Annotated in this window: 19 protein-coding genes; 6 read left to right on the forward strand and 13 right to left on the reverse strand. The window is 61.4% G+C overall.

Annotated elements, in window-relative coordinates:
- The first annotated feature begins 210 nt into the window (after positions 1 to 210).
- Together rpmG and NKJ06_RS24365 are read left to right on the forward strand one after the other, a co-directional pair.
- On the forward strand, positions 211 to 378 hold the full coding sequence (rpmG, locus tag NKJ06_RS24360; RefSeq protein ID WP_006201775.1) for a 50S ribosomal protein L33: 168 nt from the start codon (positions 211 to 213) through the stop codon (positions 376 to 378).
- 695 nt (positions 379 to 1073) lie between these two features.
- A complete protein-coding gene (locus NKJ06_RS24365) occupies positions 1074 to 1283 on the forward strand; it encodes a hypothetical protein (RefSeq protein ID WP_352628136.1) in 210 nt (69 codons plus the stop codon).
- 394 nt (positions 1284 to 1677) lie between these two features.
- On the opposite strand, the gene NKJ06_RS24370 is transcribed toward NKJ06_RS24365, so the two are convergent.
- From NKJ06_RS24370 to NKJ06_RS24410, 9 genes are all read right to left on the reverse strand, one after another.
- Positions 1678 to 2745, reverse strand: a complete 1068-nt coding sequence (locus NKJ06_RS24370) for an ABC transporter ATP-binding protein (RefSeq protein WP_352628135.1) — start codon at positions 2743 to 2745, stop codon at positions 1678 to 1680.
- Between the two features lie 4 nt (positions 2746 to 2749).
- Complete coding sequence (locus tag NKJ06_RS24375) at positions 2750 to 3598, reverse strand: carbohydrate ABC transporter permease (RefSeq protein ID WP_352628134.1); 849 nt, start codon at positions 3596 to 3598, stop codon at positions 2750 to 2752.
- Positions 3598 to 4521: a carbohydrate ABC transporter permease gene (locus NKJ06_RS24380; RefSeq protein WP_352628133.1), complete on the reverse strand. Its 924-nt coding sequence runs from the start codon at positions 4519 to 4521 to the stop codon at positions 3598 to 3600. The genes NKJ06_RS24375 and NKJ06_RS24380 overlap by 1 nt, the downstream gene beginning before the upstream one ends.
- Positions 4522 to 4706: 185 nt before the next feature.
- On the reverse strand, positions 4707 to 5984 hold the full coding sequence (locus NKJ06_RS24385) for an ABC transporter substrate-binding protein (RefSeq protein WP_352628132.1): 1278 nt from the start codon (positions 5982 to 5984) through the stop codon (positions 4707 to 4709).
- Between the two features lie 29 nt (positions 5985 to 6013).
- The gene (locus tag NKJ06_RS24390) at positions 6014 to 7201 is read right to left on the reverse strand and encodes a PLP-dependent transferase (protein ID WP_352628130.1); all 1188 of its coding nucleotides are present in this window, start codon (positions 7199 to 7201) and stop codon (positions 6014 to 6016) included.
- Entirely contained in the window at positions 7198 to 7932 is a 735-nt protein-coding gene (locus NKJ06_RS24395) for a FadR/GntR family transcriptional regulator (RefSeq protein WP_352628129.1), read from the reverse strand. The genes NKJ06_RS24390 and NKJ06_RS24395 overlap by 4 nt, the downstream gene beginning before the upstream one ends.
- Positions 7933 to 8083: 151 nt before the next feature.
- Positions 8084 to 9556: an FAD-dependent monooxygenase gene (locus NKJ06_RS24400; RefSeq protein WP_352628147.1), complete on the reverse strand. Its 1473-nt coding sequence runs from the start codon at positions 9554 to 9556 to the stop codon at positions 8084 to 8086.
- A gap of 539 nt (positions 9557 to 10095) precedes the next feature.
- Positions 10096 to 11469 (reverse strand): PleD family two-component system response regulator, encoded by a 1374-nt coding sequence (locus tag NKJ06_RS24405; RefSeq protein WP_352628128.1) that lies wholly within the window; start codon positions 11467 to 11469, stop codon positions 10096 to 10098.
- Positions 11470 to 11502: 33 nt separating this feature from the next.
- Complete coding sequence (locus tag NKJ06_RS24410) at positions 11503 to 11859, reverse strand: response regulator (RefSeq protein WP_274533729.1); 357 nt, start codon at positions 11857 to 11859, stop codon at positions 11503 to 11505.
- A gap of 258 nt (positions 11860 to 12117) precedes the next feature.
- Between NKJ06_RS24410 and NKJ06_RS24415 the strand changes: the two genes are divergently transcribed.
- The gene (locus NKJ06_RS24415; protein WP_352628127.1) at positions 12118 to 12417 is read left to right on the forward strand and encodes a DUF3572 domain-containing protein; all 300 of its coding nucleotides are present in this window, start codon (positions 12118 to 12120) and stop codon (positions 12415 to 12417) included.
- Positions 12414 to 13067, forward strand: a complete 654-nt coding sequence (locus NKJ06_RS24420; RefSeq protein WP_352628126.1) for a hypothetical protein — start codon at positions 12414 to 12416, stop codon at positions 13065 to 13067. Before NKJ06_RS24415 ends, NKJ06_RS24420 begins: the two co-directional genes overlap by 4 nt.
- 18 nt (positions 13068 to 13085) lie before the next feature.
- Here NKJ06_RS24420 and NKJ06_RS24425 read toward each other — a convergent pair whose 3' ends face one another.
- Together NKJ06_RS24425 and NKJ06_RS24430 are read right to left on the reverse strand one after the other, a co-directional pair.
- Positions 13086 to 14609 carry a hypothetical protein gene (locus NKJ06_RS24425; RefSeq protein ID WP_352810870.1) on the reverse strand — a complete coding sequence of 508 codons (1524 nt, stop codon included), beginning with the start codon at positions 14607 to 14609 and terminating at the stop codon, positions 13086 to 13088.
- A gap of 188 nt (positions 14610 to 14797) precedes the next feature.
- On the reverse strand, positions 14798 to 15373 hold the full coding sequence (locus NKJ06_RS24430; RefSeq protein ID WP_352628124.1) for a GNAT family N-acetyltransferase: 576 nt from the start codon (positions 15371 to 15373) through the stop codon (positions 14798 to 14800).
- Between the two features lie 65 nt (positions 15374 to 15438).
- Between NKJ06_RS24430 and NKJ06_RS24435 the strand changes: the two genes are divergently transcribed.
- Entirely contained in the window at positions 15439 to 16767 is a 1329-nt protein-coding gene (locus tag NKJ06_RS24435) for a DNA polymerase IV (protein WP_352628123.1), read from the forward strand.
- Between the two features lie 24 nt (positions 16768 to 16791).
- Here NKJ06_RS24435 and NKJ06_RS24440 read toward each other — a convergent pair whose 3' ends face one another.
- Positions 16792 to 17298, reverse strand: a complete 507-nt coding sequence (locus NKJ06_RS24440; RefSeq protein WP_352628122.1) for a hypothetical protein — start codon at positions 17296 to 17298, stop codon at positions 16792 to 16794.
- Positions 17299 to 17499: 201 nt separating this feature from the next.
- Between NKJ06_RS24440 and NKJ06_RS24445 the strand changes: the two genes are divergently transcribed.
- On the forward strand, positions 17500 to 18387 hold the full coding sequence (locus NKJ06_RS24445; protein WP_352628121.1) for a DMT family transporter: 888 nt from the start codon (positions 17500 to 17502) through the stop codon (positions 18385 to 18387).
- Between the two features lie 103 nt (positions 18388 to 18490).
- On the opposite strand, the gene NKJ06_RS24450 is transcribed toward NKJ06_RS24445, so the two are convergent.
- Positions 18491 to 20191 carry an ArnT family glycosyltransferase gene (locus NKJ06_RS24450; protein ID WP_352628120.1) on the reverse strand — a complete coding sequence of 567 codons (1701 nt, stop codon included), beginning with the start codon at positions 20189 to 20191 and terminating at the stop codon, positions 18491 to 18493.
- Positions 20192 to 20219 lie beyond the last annotated feature (28 nt).

Here is a 20219-nt window from a genome sequence, read left to right on the forward strand (position 1 = left end):
CGAGGGCTCCGCAAATCACGAAGCCCCTCATGAATCACATTCGCATCCCATACGCACCTCCCGTTAACCCGAAGCGATTGCCCTGCGCACAAGGCCTGCCGGGCTTGACTTTCCGGGCGCGTTCTTTATGTGTCGCGCCAAGTTTCCCGCGTCCGGGTGTTCTCCCCGTGCTCCAGCGGCCAAAACTCCACGAACAAACGGACTGATATCATGGCCAAAGCCGCAAACATCAAGATCAAGCTTCTGTCGACCGCCGACACCGGTTTCTTCTACGTGACCAGCAAGAACAGCCGCACCAAGACGGACAAGTTGTCGTTCCGCAAGTACGACCCGGTCGCCAAGAAGCACGTCGAGTTCAAGGAAACCAAGATCAAGTAATCTGGGTTTTTCCTCTGCAATGCCGAAACGCCGCCCAATGGGCGGCGTTTTCGTTTGTAACCACTTGATTTCATTGTATCCGCGCAAAGGCACCAGCCAAAAGGATTGACCGTTCGCCAGGGTTGCGGCACCCTTGGGTCGTGGGCTGGCAGGGGGCGCTGAACAAGGCCCCTACGGATGTCGAAGAAGTTGAAAGCTGCAATCATTGCAGCCCTTGTTGCCCTGGTTGCCGGCATCGCCGTCAGCAACGGGCTGATTAGTCAGCAGACGGCCGACGAGATCAAAGCCAGAACTGACCAGGTTTTGACCGAGGAGGCAGCCCCGCCTGCGCCTCAGCCTGCGCCTGATAATCCCCCTGCATCTTCTACCGAATCTACGCCGGCTCCGAGTCCGCCTGCAGTGGCTCCGCAATAAGGGTCCCAACAGGGTCAATGAAAAAAGCCGCGCAAGGCGGGCTTCTGTCGTGCATGCGATGCAAAGAAGTGGTCAGGCCGGCTGCGCTTAGCCTGAAAGCATGAGGTCGCGCGCCGCGCACAATTCCACGTACCACACGCCATACACCTCGCACCATCACCATGCCTGCGGAGTGTATCGTTTTAATACAATCGCCAATTGGTAGACTCGCACGATGGATAGGCAGTTAGGTTCAGCGTCAGGCCAAAAGGGGGGAAATGCCTCGAACTGGGAGAGAAACGATGTCCATTCAAAAGGGTGACTATAGAACCAACAGAGCCGACTACGCGATTGCCGCGACGCATGGCGGAGTGACCGCCGAAGACAGCATTCGAGACGAGATTCTGGCAAGAAGAAAGAAGTCCCTGTGGCTAAAAGAGCGGCGATCAGCCAAGTCGGCTGAGAACCCAATGGACAGTTCGCCGCTGCCTAAAAGAAGCCCTCGCGGTTAGACGCCACAGCTGTCTTCCGCGATCACACCATAACCACACATCGTCGACTAATCCATACTTGCAGATGCAGCCGGCGGTATTGACCTCTCGCACGGCGGCTCTAATTCGTGACGAAATGGCTTCCGTTCTTTTTAAAAGACGGCAGGACTAAAGTCTTGTTCTCTACGCGCAAAGGTCTGAGGGGTCCTGTTAGGTTCCGGAAATGTCTGTTGGACGTTCCGTTACTTTAGTTAATTGAGATGTAGTGTCCCCTTATATTTCCTGCCCGACATTTGGCGCCTGATACGACCGTTCGTAATCCGCAGGCCAGTCGTTCAGCAGGTTCAGCGCCTGTGCAGATCGCCGTGCAACTGGTCGATCGCGTCCCAATGCCCTCAGCCCGGGCTGAGTTCCCTCAACCGATGCGATCACCGCTTTTCGGATCGAACAGATGCAGCGACGCTGGATCGGCCGCCAGCCGTACCACGTCGCCGGGCCTCACGCCGGCACGGCCCATGGCAAAGACGCAAAGCTGCTGGCTGGCCAGCTTGACGTAGAACTGCGTCGAAAGCCCGAGTGGCTCCACCACCACCACCTCGCCCTTCAACGCACCGTCATCCGCCAGCCGGATATGCTCGGGCCGCAAACCGACGGTGATGGCGTCACCGTCCTTCAGCGGCAGGCCTTCCGGTAGGCGCAGCGCCTGGCCATCGGCCAGCACGGCCTCCGAGGCACCGCTCTTGCGGATCGTCGCCGGCAGGAAATTCATGCCGGGTGAACCGATGAAACCGGCGACGAACATGTTGGCTGGCCGGTCGTAGAGATCGAGCGGCGCGCCGACCTGCTGGATCAGCCCGTCATGCATGACGACAATCCGGTCGGCCATGGTCATCGCCTCGATCTGGTCATGCGTGACGTAGACGGAGGTGGTTTTCAGTTGCTGGTGCAGCGCCTTGATCTCGGCGCGCATATGGACGCGCAGTTTGGCGTCGAGGTTCGACAGCGGCTCGTCGAACAGGAAGACCTTGGGGTCACGCACGATGGCACGGCCCATGGCGACGCGCTGGCGCTGGCCGCCGGAGAGCTGCCGCGGCAAGCGTTGCAGGAGGGTGTCGAGCCCGAGCCGCTTGGCCGCGCCGTCCACCCTCGCGTCGATCGTCGTCTTCTCCGCTTTCTTCAAGAGCAGGCTGAAGCCCATGTTCTTCGACACGTCCATATGCGGATAGAGCGCATAGGACTGGAACACCATGGCGATGTCGCGGTCCTTCGGCGCGACATCGTTGACCAGCCGCTCGCCGATGCGGATCTCGCCGCCGGAAGCCTCCTCCAGCCCGGCGATCATGCGCAAGAGCGTGGACTTGCCGCAGCCTGACGGCCCGACCAGGACGACGAATTCGCCATCGGCGATTTCAAGGTCGACCGCGTGCAGGACACGGACGGCGCCATAATCCTTGCGGACCTTTTCGAGCGTAACAGAGGCCATCGATCTATCCTTTGACGGCGCCGGCGGTCAGGCCGGTGACGAGATAGCGTTGCAGGAAGGCGAAGAAGATGCAGACCGGGATCAGCGCCAGGATGGACGCCGCCATCATCTGTCCCCAGTCGACGGCGAACTTGCCGATGAAGGTAAGCAGGCCGACCGCGAAGGTCTTTTGGTCGTCGCTGGAAATCAGCATCAGCGCGAACAGAAGCTCGCTCCACGCGGCTGTGAAGACGAAGCCGAGTGTCGCGCCCATACCGGGCAGCGTCAGCGGCACGATCACCTTGCGCATCGCTTGCGCGCGGGTGCAGCCATCGATCATCGCCGCCTCTTCCAGGTCCTTTGGAATGCCGTCGAAGAAGGACTGCATCAGGAAGGTGGCAAACGCGGTGTTGAAGGCGGTGTAGATGATGATCAGCCCGGTCAGGCTGTTGATCAGCCCAATCTGACCCATCACGCGGTAGATCGGCGGAATGACCATCACCAGCGGAAAGGTCTGGGTCAGCAGCAACATCAGCGCAAGTGCTGCCTTGCCGCGAAAGGTGAAGCGCGACATGGCATAACCGGCGAGCGTCGCAATGACCGTCACCAGCGCCGCTGTCGACACCGAGACGATGACGCTGTTGAGAAAATAGCGCGGGAAGTCTGTGGCCTCGAGCACGGTGACGAAATTCTGCAACGTCATCTGCGATGGCCAGAAGGTGATGCCCTCGGAATAGAGAAGCCGCTCCGGGGTGACCGAGATCTTCAGCGTCCAGTAGATCGGGAACAGGGCAAAGAGCACGTATGCAGCGATTGCGGCGTAAAGGCCGATGCCGCCGAAGAAGCGCTGCGAGGTTGAACGCCCTGCGATCATCAGACGTGCCTCACCAGCGTGCGACGGATGCCGATCAGCGCGATCGCATAGGCAATGAGCAGGACGAGCAGCAGCACGGCCACCGCCGAGGCATAGCCCTTGTCCAGCGATTTGAAGGCGCTGACATAGATGTAGACAGGCACCGTGTTGGTCGAGCCGGCGGGTCCGCCCTCGGTCATGACGAAGATCAGGTCGGCGAAGGTGGCGATCCAGATGGTGCGCAGCATGACAGTGATGGCGATGGTCGGCGCCAGGAACGGCAGCGTCACCTTGGTGAAGCGCTGCCAGGGCGAAGCACCGTCGATGGCCGCCGCCTCATGCAGTTCCGATGGAATGGACTTCAGCGCCGCCAAAAGGGTGATGGCGAAGAACGGAATGCCGAACCAGACATTGGCGACGATCGGCCCCCACATGGCGGTCGAAGGATCGGACAGCACATTGGTCGGCTCGGCCTTCAACCCCAGTGCAAACAGCCAGTGTGGCAACGGGCCGATGATCGGGTTGAACAGCCAGGCCCAGGTCAGGCCCGACAGGAAGGACGGCACCGCCCAGGGCAGGAACACCAGGGCTTGCACCACCTTGCGGCCCCGGAATGGCTTGTCGAGCAGCAGCGCCAGGCCGAGGCCGAGGAAGAACTGGAAGAACAGGCTGGCGACGGTCCACCACAACGTATTGACCAGCGCCTGCCCCAGAACCTGATCCGACAGCATCGCCTGATACTGCCCGAGCCCGACATATTCGGACTTGAACGCCGAGAATTTGCGGAAGGAGTAGCTGATGCCGATGACCAGCGGCACCAGAAGCACCACGACCAGAAGGATGATCGCCGGGCTGAGATAGAGCCATGGCTCGATTGCGGCGTGGGATAGCTGCTTGCGACGCGGCTTGCCGGCGGATCGTATTTCGGACACGGCGTAGGTCATGGGCTGAGGATCTGGCTCCCTGGAGCGGCGTCGGGGACAGCGTCCTTCTCCCCGTCACAATACAGGGAGAAGATGCCGGCAGGCAGATGAGGGGCAGCGCGAACCTATCGAGGCGTGGCGCCGCCCCTCATCCGTCACTTCGTGACACCTTCTCCCCGTGAACGGGGAGAAGGAAGAAAAGGCGCTTACTTCTTGTTCTTCGCCAGCCAGTCCTGCTGTTCCTTGGTCAGGAAGGCAGCCCATTGGTCGGCGACTTCCTTGGCCGTCTTCTGGCCGAGAAGCACTTCCTGGAAGTTCTTGATCGCCACCTGATCGACGAAGTTGCCGAGGTTCTCCAGATGCGTCGGCGGGGTCACCATTTCATATTTGGAGCTGTCGCTCAGCTCCGTGAACCAGCCCTTGAACTGCTCGGTCTTGAAATGGGGATCCTGGTCGGCGCCGTTGTGGATCGGGACGACGCCGACTTCCTTGGCCCATTCCAGATTGTCCTTCGGCGACAGCAGCGTCGCCATCAGCTTCCACGCGTCGTCCTTGTGCTGCGAGTTGGCAAACATCGCCCAGCCGGCATAGCCAAGGGTCGGATAGGACTTGCCGCTCGGTCCGACCGGCAATGGCGCCACGGCGAAGTCGTCGGCGCTCATCTTGTCGGCGATGCCAAGCAGCGCGTCCGGGTCCTGGTTGAGCATGGCGCAGGTGCCGGAATAGAAGCCGGTGACGGTTTCGTTGAAGCCCCAGCTCACCGCATCCTTCGGCGCCAGGCCGTCCTTGTACATGTCGGCCAGCATCTGCAAGCCCTTGACCGAGCCTTCTTCGTTGATCGTCGAGGTGCCGTCCTCGTTGAAGTAGCCACCCTTGCCGGCGGCGATGTTCATGAACATGTGCATGCCGTTGAAGGCGCCCGGCCCGCCGCGCAGGCAGTAGCCGTACTTGCCGGGAATCGCGGAAATCTTCTTGGCATCGGCGATGAAATCATCGAGCGTCGCCGGCGGGCCATCAAGGCCGGCCTCCTTGAACAATTTCTTGTTCCAGAACAGCGCGTTCACATAGTAGCCGTAGGGGATCATGAACTGGGTGTTGTTGACGGTCGAGCCGAACTGCTTGGCACGGTCGCCGAGCGTCTTGGCGTCGTCCCACTTGGCCATATAGGGGCCGAGATCCTCCAGCTGGGCGTTGTTGGCATAGAGGCCCATCCAGCGTTCCGGCATCTCGACGATGTCGGGCGTATCGCCGGCCTGCACCATGGTCAGGAATTTTTCGAAGGCCTGGCCCCAGGGCAGCGAGATCAGCTCGACCTTGATGCCGGGGTTGGCCGTTTCGAACTCGGCGATCTGTTTTTTCAGGAATTCGGTGCGCGGCGGGCTGGTGATGACTTCGACCATTTTCAGGGTCGAATCGGCCAGCGCGCCTCCGGCGGAAATCGCCAGCCCCGCAACGGTGGCAAGCATGACGGTCAGTTTCTTCATGTTCAAGACTCCCATTTTGAACCCGCTTGTTATTTTCTGGCTTTTTCGAAGGCCTGGGCGACATCCGCCCACAGGTCCTCGACACTCTCCAATCCGACATTGAAGCGGATGGTTCGGGGGCTGACGCCGAAGCGCGCCATCGAATTCAGGCCCGGCGTCTGCTCCAGCGACGCCTTGGCCGGGACGACCAGGCTTTCATGCCCGCCCCAGCTGACGCCGATGCGGAAATATTTCAGCGCGTCGACGAAGACCGGGATGTCGATATCGTCCGTCACCTCGAAGGAGAACAATCCGGCATAGCCGGCCAGCGTCGCCTTGCCCGGATGGTTCGAATAGACGGGGTGGTTGACCCGCTCGACGTTGCCATGCGCTTTCAGCCGTTCGGCGATGGTCAGGCCGCTTTGCATGTGATGCGGCAGGCGCAGCGGCAGTGTGCGCAGGCCGCGCAGCAGCAGCCAAGCCTCGAACGGCGACAGCTTGCCGCCGAGATAGGAATAGGTCTGCTCATTGATGTGCTTGATATGGCCGGCGGAACCCGCCACCACACCGGCTACGGTATCGCTGTGGCCGCCAAGGTATTTCGAGGCCGAGTGCAGCACCAGATCGACGCCATGCGTGATCGGCTTCTGGAACACCGGCGTCGCCCAGGAATTGTCGATGGTGGTGACGATGCCTTGCTCCTTGGCCAACCGCGTCAGATGCGCGATGTCCTGCAGCTCGAACATCATCGAGGTCGGGCTTTCCAGATAAAACAGCTTGGCACCAGGAAGTGCCGCAGCCACCGCATCCGGGTCGGAGCCGTCGACGTAGTCGACCTTGATGTTGAGCCGCGGCAACAGCCGCTCGAACAGCCGGTAGGCATCGCCATAGCAATTGCGCACGGCGACGATGCGCTCGCCGGCGCCAACAAAGGCAAGCACGGTGGCGCTGATTGCCGCCATGCCGCTGGAAAAGCCGCGTGCTGCCTCGGCACCTTCGAGCGCGGCCACACGCGCCTCGAATTCCATCACCGTCGGATTGTCGCCGCGCGAATAGATCGGCTGCTTTCGTTTGCCGGCAAAGGTATCGGCCATCTCGGCATAGTTGGCAAAGGTGAACAGCGAGGTCTGATAGATCGGCGGCACCACCGCACCGCCGGGGAAGGGTTCGTCATGAGCCAGCAGTGTTGCCGCCTCGGCAAGATAGTCGTGATCGAAACCTGATGGATGCTCGTTCATGTCTGGCTCGAAAGTTTGAGTTTGGCGGCACCGCGCTTCAGATCGTCCTCGACGGTGGCGATCAGCTTGAGCGCTTCGGCGCGGGCGCCCTGCGGGTCGCGGGCGGCTATGCGTTCGTAGATGGTGCGGTGGTAGGGAAAGCTGGCGTGGCCGAAGTCGCGCACGCCGAGCGGATGCTCCCAGAAGCGATGGAACAGCTCATGCATGGCGGCGATGATCTGCTCGAACAGCGGATTGCCCGAGACCCGGTAGACCGCCTGGTGGAACTCCCAGTCCTCTTCCGACGACATGCCGTCGCGCGTGCGGAACGCCTGCTCCATGATGTCGAGCTTGCGCGCGATCTCGGCGATGTCGGCTTGGCTGGCGCGTTCTGCGCAAAGCGCCGCAGCCTCCGCCTCCAGTGCGCGGCGGATTTCCAGCGTCTGCATGAGTGAGGTGAAATCATTGCCGCCTGCCAGCGTCAGCGGCATGTGCAGCATGTCGGGTGAAACAGCCGCCTTGAGATAGGTGCCGCTGCCTTGCCGGCGCTCGACGAGGCCAAGCCCTTCCCAGCGTGTCAGTGCCTCGCGCACCGTGTTGCGGCTCACTTTCAGCCGCTCGGCCAGAATACGCTCGGTTGGAAGCCTCTCGCCGGGCTGCAACGCCTCGGCGCGAACAAACCCTACCAACGCCTTCAGCACGGCGTCGTCGCGCGCCGTCGTCTGAATGGGTGGCAGGCTGTTCTGGTCCACATCTGCTCCAAGTGGTCCAATGGTCCAACCAATTTCTGCACAGACGAAAGATGCTGTCAATTGCTTGTCAGGAGGCCCATCCTTTTTCATGCTGTTGATGATGGCGACAACGCGTGTCAGGAGATCGTGCCGGCCATTTCGACCGTATCTGCTAACCCGCAGCAGCAGACGGTCCGAACCAAGTCGTCAGCGCGTCCGGCAGTCCCTGTTGGGTTCCCACTCCAACCCAAGCCACATAGCCATCGGGCCGGACCAAAACTGCGGTTGGCGCCGCAACCTCACCAAAGATGGGAAGCTCCCAGGCACCGGCATATTTTGCGTCGATCAGCCGGACCCGATCAGCCCAGAGTGCGATGTCCAGCCTGCCGGTCTCACCGAGGTTAAGCAGCACTGGCCGCGCCTCGTGCAGCAAGGTGAAGAGCCGCAATGGCCCGTTGGCGGTGACCAGATCGAGATCGGGCATTCGCCGCCCAAGCAGCGGATGCCCCTCGCCGAGGTCGTAGTGGACGCCTAGGCCGGACATCTCAGCGGCGATCCGTTTGCGGGGCTCCTCCATGCCAAGCAACTCGGCAAAGATGTCGTTCAATGCCTTGGTGCGGTCATCCGTACGACGAAGAGCGACCTGTGCCATCGTGTTGCGCAACACGCGGGCAGCGACCGGATGGCGTTCGGTGTGATAGCTGTCGAGCAGGCTTTCCGGTGATGTCCGCTTGACCACCTGGGCGAGCTTCCATCCCAGGTTCACTGCGTCCTGCACGCCGATGTTGAGGCCCTGTCCGCCCATCGGCGGGTGGACATGCGCTGCGTCGCCGGCCAGCAGGACGCGTCTGTCGCGGTATTTCGCGGCCTGCCGCGTCATGTCGGTGAACCGCGAGAGCCAGGTCGGACTGTGGACCCCGTAATCGGTGCCGTAGATGGCAATCAGCGCCTCGCTGAGCTCGCGCAGGGACGGTTCGCCGCGGGCCTCCAGGCCCGGTTCCGTCAGCACGACGCCAACTTTTTTGCCGTCCTCGATCTTACCCAGGGCATGAATTCCGATGGCGTTGCTGCGAAAACCCCATTCCGGCTCCTCCGACATCTCGACTTCGGCAATCATCCAGCTCATCGTCGGATCCCATCCGGCGAACTCAATACCGGCTGATTTGCGAATGGTGCTGCGGCCTCCGTCGCAACCAACCAGATATGTCGTCTTCAGCCGGTGGCCGTTGGACAGTTTGACATCGACGCCGCTGTCGTCCTGGGTAAACCCCGCCACCTCTTGTCCATGATAGATCGGCACCTTCATCTCGCTGACCCAATCGGCCAGGATCCGCTCGATGTGGTTTTGCCGCAGCGCCAAAAGATAATTGTGCCGGGTTGGGAAGTCGCTGATGTCCAGGCGGATCATGTGAAAGCCCACGGCCGGGCCTACCTGGCCATGCGCGAGGAACCGATCGGCAATCCCGCGCTGATCGAGCACCTCGATGGTTCGGGCATGCAGGCCGCCGGCGCGCAGGCCCGCGAGTTTCTGGTCCGGCCGTCGTTCGACAATGGCGACGTCGACGCCCGCCAACGCCAGTTCGCCCGCCAGCATCAATCCCGTCGGACCGCCCCCAGCGATCACCACCGCATGATCTGAAATCATGATCGTCACTCCCGTTTTGCGTACCTTGGTTTGGGCCGCTGTCTTACGGGAGGAGCTGGGTCTTGCCGCAAGCCCCTGGTGCGCCATATGTATGAAATGGAAGGGATCGGTATTCTTCCGCTGTCGGTTGCCACGAAACAAGCTTGTCGCGCAAGACGATATGCTGTGGCAGTTCCTGAGGACGATATCCGGATTTTCACCCGCAAAAACGCAGAGTTCCGTGCCTTGGCACCGAACTCTGATGTTCTTTTGGAAAGAAGGGGGCCGGTCGGCGTTTGGCAGCGGTACGAGGAGGCCACTAAGTGCCAGCGCCGGCCGGCCGACCCCACGGACCCAGGAGATGCGGCGGACCTGAGCATCATGGGGTATTCTGGAGATCGGAGCCGGCTGTCTATCCTCGTGCCGGCTTCGTCTTGGCCTTCACACTTGCGCAAGAGCTTATGAAAATCAACAGTTTCTTAACCAAGGCTCGCGAATCGCTTGGATTAAGGTAAACGGGTAACCCTGTCGGGTTGACTGGAAAATTGGGGCTGAACCGATTAGGCCGCCTTGGCAACGACGCGGTTGCGGCCGCCGCTCTTGGCTTCGTAGAGCGCGAGGTCGGCACGCTTCATCAGCGCCGCCACCGTATCCACGCCCTTCAGCACCGACGACACACCGACGCTGACCGTGACTGCGATCGTCTTGCCGTCCTGGCCGATGGCAAAGGGCGCCTGGGCAATTTCGGCGCGAATGCGTTCGGCCACCTTCTCGGCCACCGCGCCCTCGGTATCCGGCATCACCACGACGAACTCCTCGCCGCCAAAACGGCAGGCAAGATCGATGCCCCTGACATTCTTGCGCAGCCGTCGCGCAAATTCCCGCAACACCTCGTCGCCGCCGTCATGGCCGTGCGCGTCGTTGATCGCCTTGAAACGGTCGAGGTCGGTGATCATCACCGACAGCGGCCGGCGCCGTGCCACGGCGCGATCGAACAGCGTCTGCAGGTGGCTGTCGAGATAGCGGCGGTTGTGCAGCCCGGTCAGGCCGTCGGTCACCGCCATTTCGATGGTCTGGGTGACGCTGGCGCGCAACTGGTCGTTGTAGCGCTTGCGGCGCACCTGGGTACGCAGCCGCGCCGTCAGTTCCTGCTGGTCGATCGGCCGCATCAGATAGTCGTTGATGCCGAGTTCGAGGCCACGGATGATGCGTTCCTCCTCACCCTCCTCCGCCAGCAGGATGATCGGCACGAAGCGGGTTCGATCCAGCGAGCGCAACTGCGAACAGAGCCTCAGCGGATCGAAATCGGCGAACGCCGTCGAGATCATCACGCATTCATAGGACGTCTCGGCGGCCTGGAAGAAGCCGGCATGCGGATCGCTGGAGATATCGAGATCGGCGCGGTCGCGCAGCATCTTCTGGATGCGCTCGACGGATGATTTGCGCTCGTCGATCAAAAGTACTTTCGGCATTGTGTCCTCGGACGCGAAATTGCGGCTGAGCAACTCTTCGATGCCGATGTTGCGCGTCGTTGAGGCGCGCAGCCGCAACTCGTCGGTCAGCGACTTCAAGCGGACCAGGCTTTTGACGCGCGTCATCAGCTGCAGATCGTTGACCGGCTTGGTCAGGAAATCGTCGGCGCCGGCCTCGAGCCCGCGCACGCGGTCGGAAACTTGGTCGAGCGCGGTGATCATGACCACCGGAATGTGCGATGTCGCCGGATCGCTCTTCAGCCGCCGGCAGACCTCGAACCCGTCCATGTCGGGCATCATCACGTCGAGCAGCACAACATCGACCTTGCCGTTCTCGCAGGTCTCGATCGCGTCCGGCCCGTTTGTAGCGGTCAGCACCTCGAAATATTCGGCCAGCAGGCGGACTTCCAGCAGCCGCACATTGGCAGGGATGTCGTCGACGACGAGGATCCGCGCAGTCATTTCACAAGGCTCCGGCTCGGCTGAAAGGGCACATCACGCATCGCCCAAATAGGATTTGATGGTTTCGATGAAACGCGGCACCGAGATCGGTTTCGAAATATAGGCCTCGCAGCCACCTTGGCGGATGCGCTCCTCGTCGCCCTTCATCGCGAAGGCGGTCACCGCGATGACCGGGATGACATGCAGCTCGTCATCCTCCTTCAGCCATTTGGTCACCTCCAGCCCCGACACTTCAGGCAGCTGGATATCCATCAAGATGAGATCCGGCCGGTGCTGGCGCGCCAGATCCAGCGCTTCCAGACCGTTTCGGGTGCGCACGGTCTCGTAACCGCTTGCCTCGATGAGGTCCCGAAAGAGCTTCATGTTGAGCTCATTGTCCTCGACGATCATGACCTTCTTCGGCATTCGATATCCCGTCCCGGTCGTCCTTCCGCCCGAAGGCGACCGTCATGCGCCCATGTCTAGACGCACCAAACCCTGCTTCACTTTACGGCAATATCATTGACGAAACGGAAATCCGCGGCTGGAAAACTGCGCAAATTCCACCCCGTCCTTGCGCGTCCAAAGGGCGCGCCACGCTCTAATGGCTTGCCGCAAGCAACTCTTGCCATTACTGCGGGAGAGACTCATTCCACACCGAAGGTAGTGATGGCAAACGCAGCGTCAATGCGCGAAGAGGCGGAATCGATTGCAGTGAAGGCCCTGGGCTTCGTCGCCTCCGATCCGGAGCTGCTGCCGCGCTTTCTGGCGATCACCGGCATCGAGGCGCATTCGATCCGTCAGGCTGCCAGCGAGCCGGGTTTCCTGGCCGGTGTCCTGCAGTTCATTCTCGCCCACGAGCCGACGCTGATGCGCTTTGCCGAGGAAACCGGCACGCCGCCGGCTGCTGTCGGCAAGGCCTTGCGGGCGCTGCCGCTGGGCGACGACAACCACGAGCATTCCATATGAGCGACGATCCCGAAACCGCGCGCCAGATCGAGGAACTGGTGGCTGACGACCGTCCGCTGCTGGTGCTCGACGTCGACGACGTCTTGCTCGAATTCATCCGCCCGTTTCCGAATTTTCTCAGGGCGCGCGGCTATGATCTTACGCTGGCCTCCTTTCAGCTGACCGGAAACATCGCCGAGACGGCGAGCGGCCGCCTGGTCGAACAGCCCGAAGTCACCGCACTTCTAGGCGATTTCTTCGACGCGCAGGCCGACTGGCAGAGTATCACGGAAGGTGCTTCGGAAGCCTTGGCAGGGCTTGGCGACCGCGCGGAAATCATCTTGCTTACGGCTATGCCGCATCGACACCGGGCCGTGCGCCGCGCCCATCTCGATGCCCTCGGGGTGAGCTACCCGCTTCTGACCACTGAAATGGCCAAGGGGCCGGCGGTGGCCAAGCTTCGCGGCAAGGCCGGCCGGCCGGTCGTCTTCGTCGACGACCAGCCGCGCAATCTGGCGTCTGTGCAGGATGCGGTCGCCGATGCAGAGCTGTTCCACTTGATGGCCGACAATTCGCTGCGCGCATTCCTGCCGCCGGTGCCGGACAACGTCGTCGTCGTCCAGGACTGGCATGAGGCCGCGCCGAAGATCGCGAGCGCGCTGGGGCTCTAAAGCCCCGCTCTCAAGGGTTCAGTTCGCTCCTGCCCCGCCGCTGTCGTCACCGCTATCGTCCCCGCTGTCATCATCATCGACACTGTCGTCCACGGCCGGATCGGCGGGTTTCAGCATGACGCCGTTGACGCTGACCGAACCGTCCGCTTTCGCGTTGACGACCCATTCCAGCCGGCCATCGGGCAGCGTCTTGCCAACCCCTTTCGCCATGAGTGCGACGGGCACGTATTGCGCCACTTCTGGCTCCGACTTTGCCGCCTCTTGCAGGCCTTCGACCATCTTGTCGAAGCCGGCGACATCGACGGTCACGCTACCTTCGGGCTTTTCGCCGGGGAACGTCATCTCGCCTTCCAGCGCGATCTCCGTGTCCTTGTTCTTCACCGTGCTGTGGCCGAGCACGACCTTCGGCGTCTTGGCCATGAAGTCGGCTTTGAGCTGCTCGCCGAAATCAGCCGACAATGGCGGATCCTGATTGAGATCAAAGGCCTCGATCGCCTTCTTCGCCATGCTGTCGAGATCGATGTTGGCGCCGCCGAAGTTCAGGTCGATGTCGGTGGGTAGCAGCCCCACGCTCCAGCTCGGCAGAAGCTGCTGCGGCACGGTCAGCCCCGAAGCCTTGATGCCATAGGTAATCGTGCCGTTCTGGGCGACGCCGTCGCTTCCGAACGCAGTGGAGAGCTGGGTGGCGCCGAAATTGCCCACCGGGCTTTCCACGGCGAAATCCTTGAAGCCGTAGGTTCCCTCGACACGCTCCCAAAGCGGCAAGGCGGCGAGCAGAAGCGATTTGAGCTGCGCCTGGTTGGCCTTCAGCGTCGCCTCGTCTTCATTCGCCACCGCAAATGCCAGGAGATCGAGCAACGGCTTTGTCCGCACGCCCTTGCCGCTGGCTTCGACCGACAGCTCCGGCGACCTGACGGTGACCGGGAATTTCAGCCCGCTCTCTGGATCGTCGAAATTGATCGCTTCGACAAAACTCGACACCTTTTGCGAGGTCGTGAAATCGACGCCACCAGTCGCGGACTTGGTCGCGGCAATGGTCGCGGTGCCGGCGCCAGTGCTGGCTTCCATGCGCTGCTTGGCATCCTTCGATGCCATCGTCATGCCGGCCATCGAACTGGTACCGCTGGTGAAGGCCGCCAGATTGGGGTCGTAGACGCCCGAGCCCTTGCCGTCCTTGATCGAAAACTGCGTACTTTGCAGCCCCTCGGGTCCGTTGAACTCGAAGGAAGCGCTTTGCGAGAAATCCATCGAGACGTCCCAGGACCCATCGCTGCGCGGCTTGACCATCAGCGCATAGGGAGCGAAGTCGAACTTCAGCAGCTTCTGCTCCGGGAATGATGCGGCAAGTGCCTTGAAATCAAACAGGATCTTGTAGGCGTTGCCCTCGAGCGAAACCTTCAGGATGCCTTTGTCGATCGCCTGCTTGCCGACATAGCGGGACAAGTCGTCGGACAATTGCTTCGCACCCTGACTGTCGACAGTCTGACCGAAAGCAGGTGCACTCAACGCAAGGAGGAAAACGAATGGCAGGGTACGGTTCACGCGAATTCTCCGTTTGACACAATGCATGTCGCCCAAAAGTGGGTCCCCGGTTTTGGGAGAACGACATGCATAAACAAAAAAACCTGAAGCGCATGCGCTTTAGAAGGAACGCTTCGTTCGTCTGGTATGAAATTACCGCCGCAACCGCAAGGCGGGATCCGCAACGCTATCAGGGCGGAACGTCTCGATCAAAGCACGAGCCGCATCAGCGGCCGGCCCGCCTTACGTTCCACGAGCCTTTCGAAGCCGGCCTTCTCGAAGACCCGCGACGAGCCGACGAACAGGCCGATCGAGCGCGAATCGCGAGACAGGTCTATCGGGCAGGCCTCGACCAGCCGTGCGCCATTCTTGCGGGCGAAATCGATGCCGCCTTCGACCAGGCGATGCGTGATGCCCCTGCCCCGCGCCTTGCTGCGGATGAAGAAGCAGGAGATTGCCCAGACGGCCGGATCCGCGGCGTCGGCGGGATCGATCGGTGCCGAACCCCTGCCCTGATTGTTCCATTCGGGCACGTCGGAGCGCGGTCCGATCTGCATCCAGCCGACCGCCTGGCCATCCTCGAAAGCCAGCAAACCCGGCGGCGGGCCGGCTTCGATGCGCGCCTTGATGTGGTCCTTGTTGCGCTCCCGGCTGCTTTCGCGGCGCACCGCCGGCGCCATACGGAAATGCGTGCACCAGCAGCCGTAACAGGCACCCTGCTTGCCGAAGAGATCCTCGAAATCCGCCCATAGCGCGGGCGTCAATGGCGCTATGGTCGTGCTCATGCGTTCTCCCCAGACCACCCTTGTCGCTGGTCTTGCGCTGTCGTACTATTGCGTTTGTTCTCTTTATGTTCCCACAAATGGCGGCTCCTGTCAACAATCCTCACCACGGTTTTTGCCGCGACTGCCTGACATTTCAGCGCAGCGAAACGCGCCGTTGCGAGCGCTGCGGCAGTCCAAGGCTCGCGCGTCATCCCGAGCTTTACCGGCTGCATCTGGCTCATATCGATTGCGATGCATTCTATGCGGCGATCGAAAAGCGCGACAATCCGGCGCTCAAGGACAAGCCGCTGATCATCGGCGGCGGCAAGCGCGGTGTTGTCTCCACCGCCTGCTACATCGCCCGCATCCAGGGCGTGCGCTCGGCAATGCCGATGTTCAAGGCGCTCGAAGCCTGCCCCGAGGCGGTCGTCATCAGCCCCAACATGGAAAAATACGTGCGCGTCGGCCGCGAGGTGCGCGCCATGATGCAGGCGCTGACGCCGCTGGTCGAGCCGCTGTCGATCGACGAGGCGTTTCTCGACCTCGCCGGCACCGAACGGCTGCACGGCCTGCCACCGGCGGTGGTGCTGGCGCGCTTCGCGCTGGCGGTCGAGAAGGAGATCGGCATCACCGTTTCGGCCGGCCTGTCCTATTGCAAGTTCCTCGCCAAGATAGCGTCGGACTTCCGCAAGCCGCGCGGCTTCTCGGTCATCGGCGAAGCCGAGGCGGTCGGCTTCCTGGCGGTACAGCCGGTGACCATGATCTGGGGCGTTGGCAAGGCGTTCAACGCCACGCTGGAGCGGGACGGCATCCGCACCATCGGCCAATTGCAGCAGATGGACCGTGGCGACCTGATGCGGCGTTACGGCACCATGGGCGACCGGCTCTACCGCCTTTCGCGCGGCGAGGACGTCCGCCGCGTCGACCCCGACCAGGACGCCAAGAGCGTATCGGCCGAAACCACCTTCGACACCGACATCGCTTCGCTGGATGAGCTGGTTGCGGTGCTGAGGGGCCTTTCGGAAAAGGTCTCGGCACGGCTGAAGAAATCGGGCATTGCCGGGCGCACCGTGGTGCTGAAGCTGAAGACCCAGGATTTCAAGCTGCGCACGCGCAACCGCCAACTCGGCGACCCGACCCGGCTCGCCGACCGCATCTTTCAGACCGGGGTGGAACTTCTGCGCAAGGAAACCGATGGCACGAAATACCGGCTGCTCGGCATCGGCGTCAGCGACCTCTCGGACGACGACAAGGCCGACCCGCCCGATCTGGTCGACGTCCAGTCGCGCAAGCGCGCCATGGCCGAAGGCGCTATCGACGCCCTGCGCGACAAGTTCGGCCGCAAGGCGGTTGAAACCGGCTATACCTTCGGCAAGAGCCGCGACGCCCACCCGCCGGAACCACTCGAGGAGTGACGCTGCATATCGCTGCGTTGAGATTCAACTGCGCTGCAGGTCTATCCTGCTCGTCACCACGCTCTTGCCGGTTTTCGGATCGGTGTCGACGACAGTCAGCCGCATGCCGTTCTCGCCGCGTTTCTCGACCCTCATCTGTGCCCTTCGGTCACCATTGACCTCCTTGGCCCAGCGGATGCCGACATTGATCGCGTTGCCGGAGCGGCTGCCGTTGAGTTGCGCCGGCCCGGTACGAGAACCGACATAGGTGCCGCTATATCTGGCACCGCTGGCTTTCAGATCCGCGCTGATGGCGCGCGTCACCACAATCAGTCCACGGCAATTGCCGTCGAGCGACAATGAGGTCGACGTCGCGTTCGACTTGAAGTTACAGGACACATTCACCGTTGGCGCGTCTGTGGTCACCTTGACGATACCCTTGCCGGCGAAATCGCCCCTGAACGACTGGAGAAATTTGGCCTCGTCGGCATGCGCGGTGCCTGCCGCAACCAACAGACATCCAGCAAGGCCGAATTGTGCGAATAATCTCATCGAAACTCTCCTTGTCGATCTCGAAAAAGGTGGGACAGTTCACAACGCAGGCACGGCTGGCTACGCGGGCTCAACGCCCCTTGCCGTTTCAGGTTCCGCCCGCAGCATGACTGTTTTGCAACATCCAGCCTTGGCGACTGGCCCAGAAGAATGCAGCGGCTAGCGATTGCGGCAAAAGCTCCGTCCTGCGACACAGCCGGCATGACACCTACCCCTTCGATTCCAAAGGCCGCGTTCTGGATGGCGTTGTCGATCGCCTCGTTCCTGGCGATGTCGGTCGCCGGCCGCGCCACGACAGCCGAACTCAACGTCTTCCAGGTGCTGGAACTGCGCTCGGTGATCGGCTTTTTCATCCTTCTGCCGCTGGTGATGATGAGCGGCGGCTTTGCCGCGATGCGCACGCAGCGCCCCATCGCCCATATCGCCCGCAACGTCATCCACTATACCGGCCAGGCGGCCTGGCTCTACGCGCTAACGCTGATCCCGCTGGCCGTGCTGATCTCGATCGAATTCACCACACCGATCTGGACGGCTATCCTGGCGGTGATTTTTCTCGGCGAAAGGCTCTCCCGGCCAAAGCTTGCGGCGATCGTCCTGGGGCTGATCGGCGTGGTGATCATCGTGCGCCCCGGTGTCGGCTCGGTCGATCCCGGACATCTCGTCGTGCTCGGTGCCGCCGTCTGCTTCGGCATCTCGGTGGTCACGGTCAAATCGCTGACGCGAACGGACAGCGTCGTGCGCATCATCTTCTGGATGCTGATCATCCAGTCGGTGGTCGGCCTCGTTCCAGCGCTTTATACGTGGCGCAACCCGCCCCTGGAACTGTGGCCATGGATCGTGCTGATCGCCTTCACCGGCATGTCGTCGCATTTCTGCATGGCCCGAGCGCTTGGCTATGCCGACGCGACCGTCATTTCGCCGATGGATTTCCTGCGTGTGCCGCTGTCGGCGCTGATCGGCTGGCTGCTCTATAGCGAGCAGATCGACGCCTTCACCGCCGGCGGCGCGCTGCTGATCCTGATGGGCAATCTGCTCAATCTCCAGCGCAAGGCGCCGCAGCCTGCCGAAGTCGTCGCCTCCCAGCTATAAGGCTATTCGCCCAGTCAGTTGCCTGGTTCGGTCGCTACGATCCGACAGGTTGGCTGGCGTCGATACGACTGCCGCCACTCGCCTCGATCGAGCGGTACTCGGCTCAGTCATAGACGCCATCAAATAGAAGATCGTTGTCACTGCCCGCCTTGAAGTGTCCGGCGTACGAACCTGTTGGCAGCAGCAATGTTTCGCCTGACCCGGTTTGCAATGTCAGGGTTTTCGATCCGGTCGGGAGGTGAAATGGCGGATCAAGCACGGCGCCATCAATTTCGACCGAGCCTTGCAAGGGAGTCCCGGTTGCACTGTAGAGTGCATAGCTTCCAGCAATCGGAACGTCGAAAATCTTCTTCTCACCGGGATGAAGGCGACTGCCAGCGATTCTGAGATTTGGTGCGACGCTGACGTAACTGTTCGCAATCTGAGGCGCGACCACGGGATAGATCTTGTCCATTCTGTAGGACCACAGGATCATCTTCGGCGGAGACTCGCTAAAGACATTGTAGGCCTCGGAACTCCTGCCTTCCAGCAAGGTCGCGAATATAGAGTGCTGATCGAGCCACAAAGTTGTCGGTTCCTGCCGATTTGGCAGCATCCCGATGCCGTCGAAATACCGCTCATCGGGCGCGAGCAATGACTCTGCGCGCGCGACCAGTTCAAGTTGGGCCGCATTGTCGAAGCGAAGGTAAAGTACATTGGCAACGAAGCTTATAGCCATGGCCGTGACGAGCGCTGTCCACGCAAGGCGCAGGTAACGCACGCGGGCTGCGACGCCGTCGAGCAGCGTCAATGACCATAATGACATGAATGGCAACGCCATGATGAACACGTAGGGCCACGGCTGGTCGTGCGCGAAAACCAGCACCGTGATGACGACAGAGAAGATCAGGGCAATTCGCCTTCGTTCATCGAGTTTCATGATCTGCATCAGGGACAGAGCCATGCCGGCGAAACAGAAGACATAAAGAACATAGTTTCGCGCGAGCGTCTGAAACACGAATCGCCTCAGCCCCCCATAATCACCGCCCCCGCGCGCAGCAATCTCAAGAGGACCGAATACGAGGTTCCTGGCAATGGAAACAGGGTCGGCGCCGCCGAAGATAAAGCAATAGGCGATTATGGGAACGGCCCATCCCAGCATAAGCCATGCGCCGCGCGCCATGCCTGCCGCATAGCGTTTCGCCAAAGCCGCGTCGGCGACCAGACCAAGGCCAAGCGCAAGATTGAAATAGATCGATTTCTGCGTCGCGAGGAACGACAGGCCGCTTAGGATGCCGGCAGCGACAAGCTGCCGTCCGCTCAATTCACGTGCCCGCAGGACGACCAGCAGCGCCGCCACCGCGAAGAACACTGCCAGTGGTTCGGCGATGGTGCGAAAGATGCGCTCCATGAAATTCGAGAAGCACAAGAGGAGGAGGACAATGACCAAGGCACGGATCCGATCCTCTCCAAGTGCGCGAGCGCATGCGTAGACCAAAGCAATGGTCGCGCACGCCAGCAGCGCAGTCTGCATACGGCCGGCAAGCAGGATCGACCTGGCATCCCAACCGATCAGGTGGGCGATCTCGTAGAAGACCGCGTAGCCGACCGCCTTGGGGTGCCAGATCGTATCGAAGAGACCGTTGGAGAAATATTTGGCCCATCCGAGTTGGACGAATTCGTCCATGACGAAGCGAGCATTCCAAGCCAAGGTGAAGAGCAAAACGATCTTAAGTGCGATCAGGACACTCAGAAAAATCGTCGCCGGGCGTTGCCCGAGACCGAATGGCTGGCTTGATCTGTGTCCAAATTCTTGCGTGTCCAAGATACCCCCAACCCTGGCTCAGGCCAGG

Source organism: Mesorhizobium sp. M0293, from assembly GCF_040321735.1.
Lineage (GTDB): Bacteria > Pseudomonadota > Alphaproteobacteria > Rhizobiales > Rhizobiaceae > Mesorhizobium.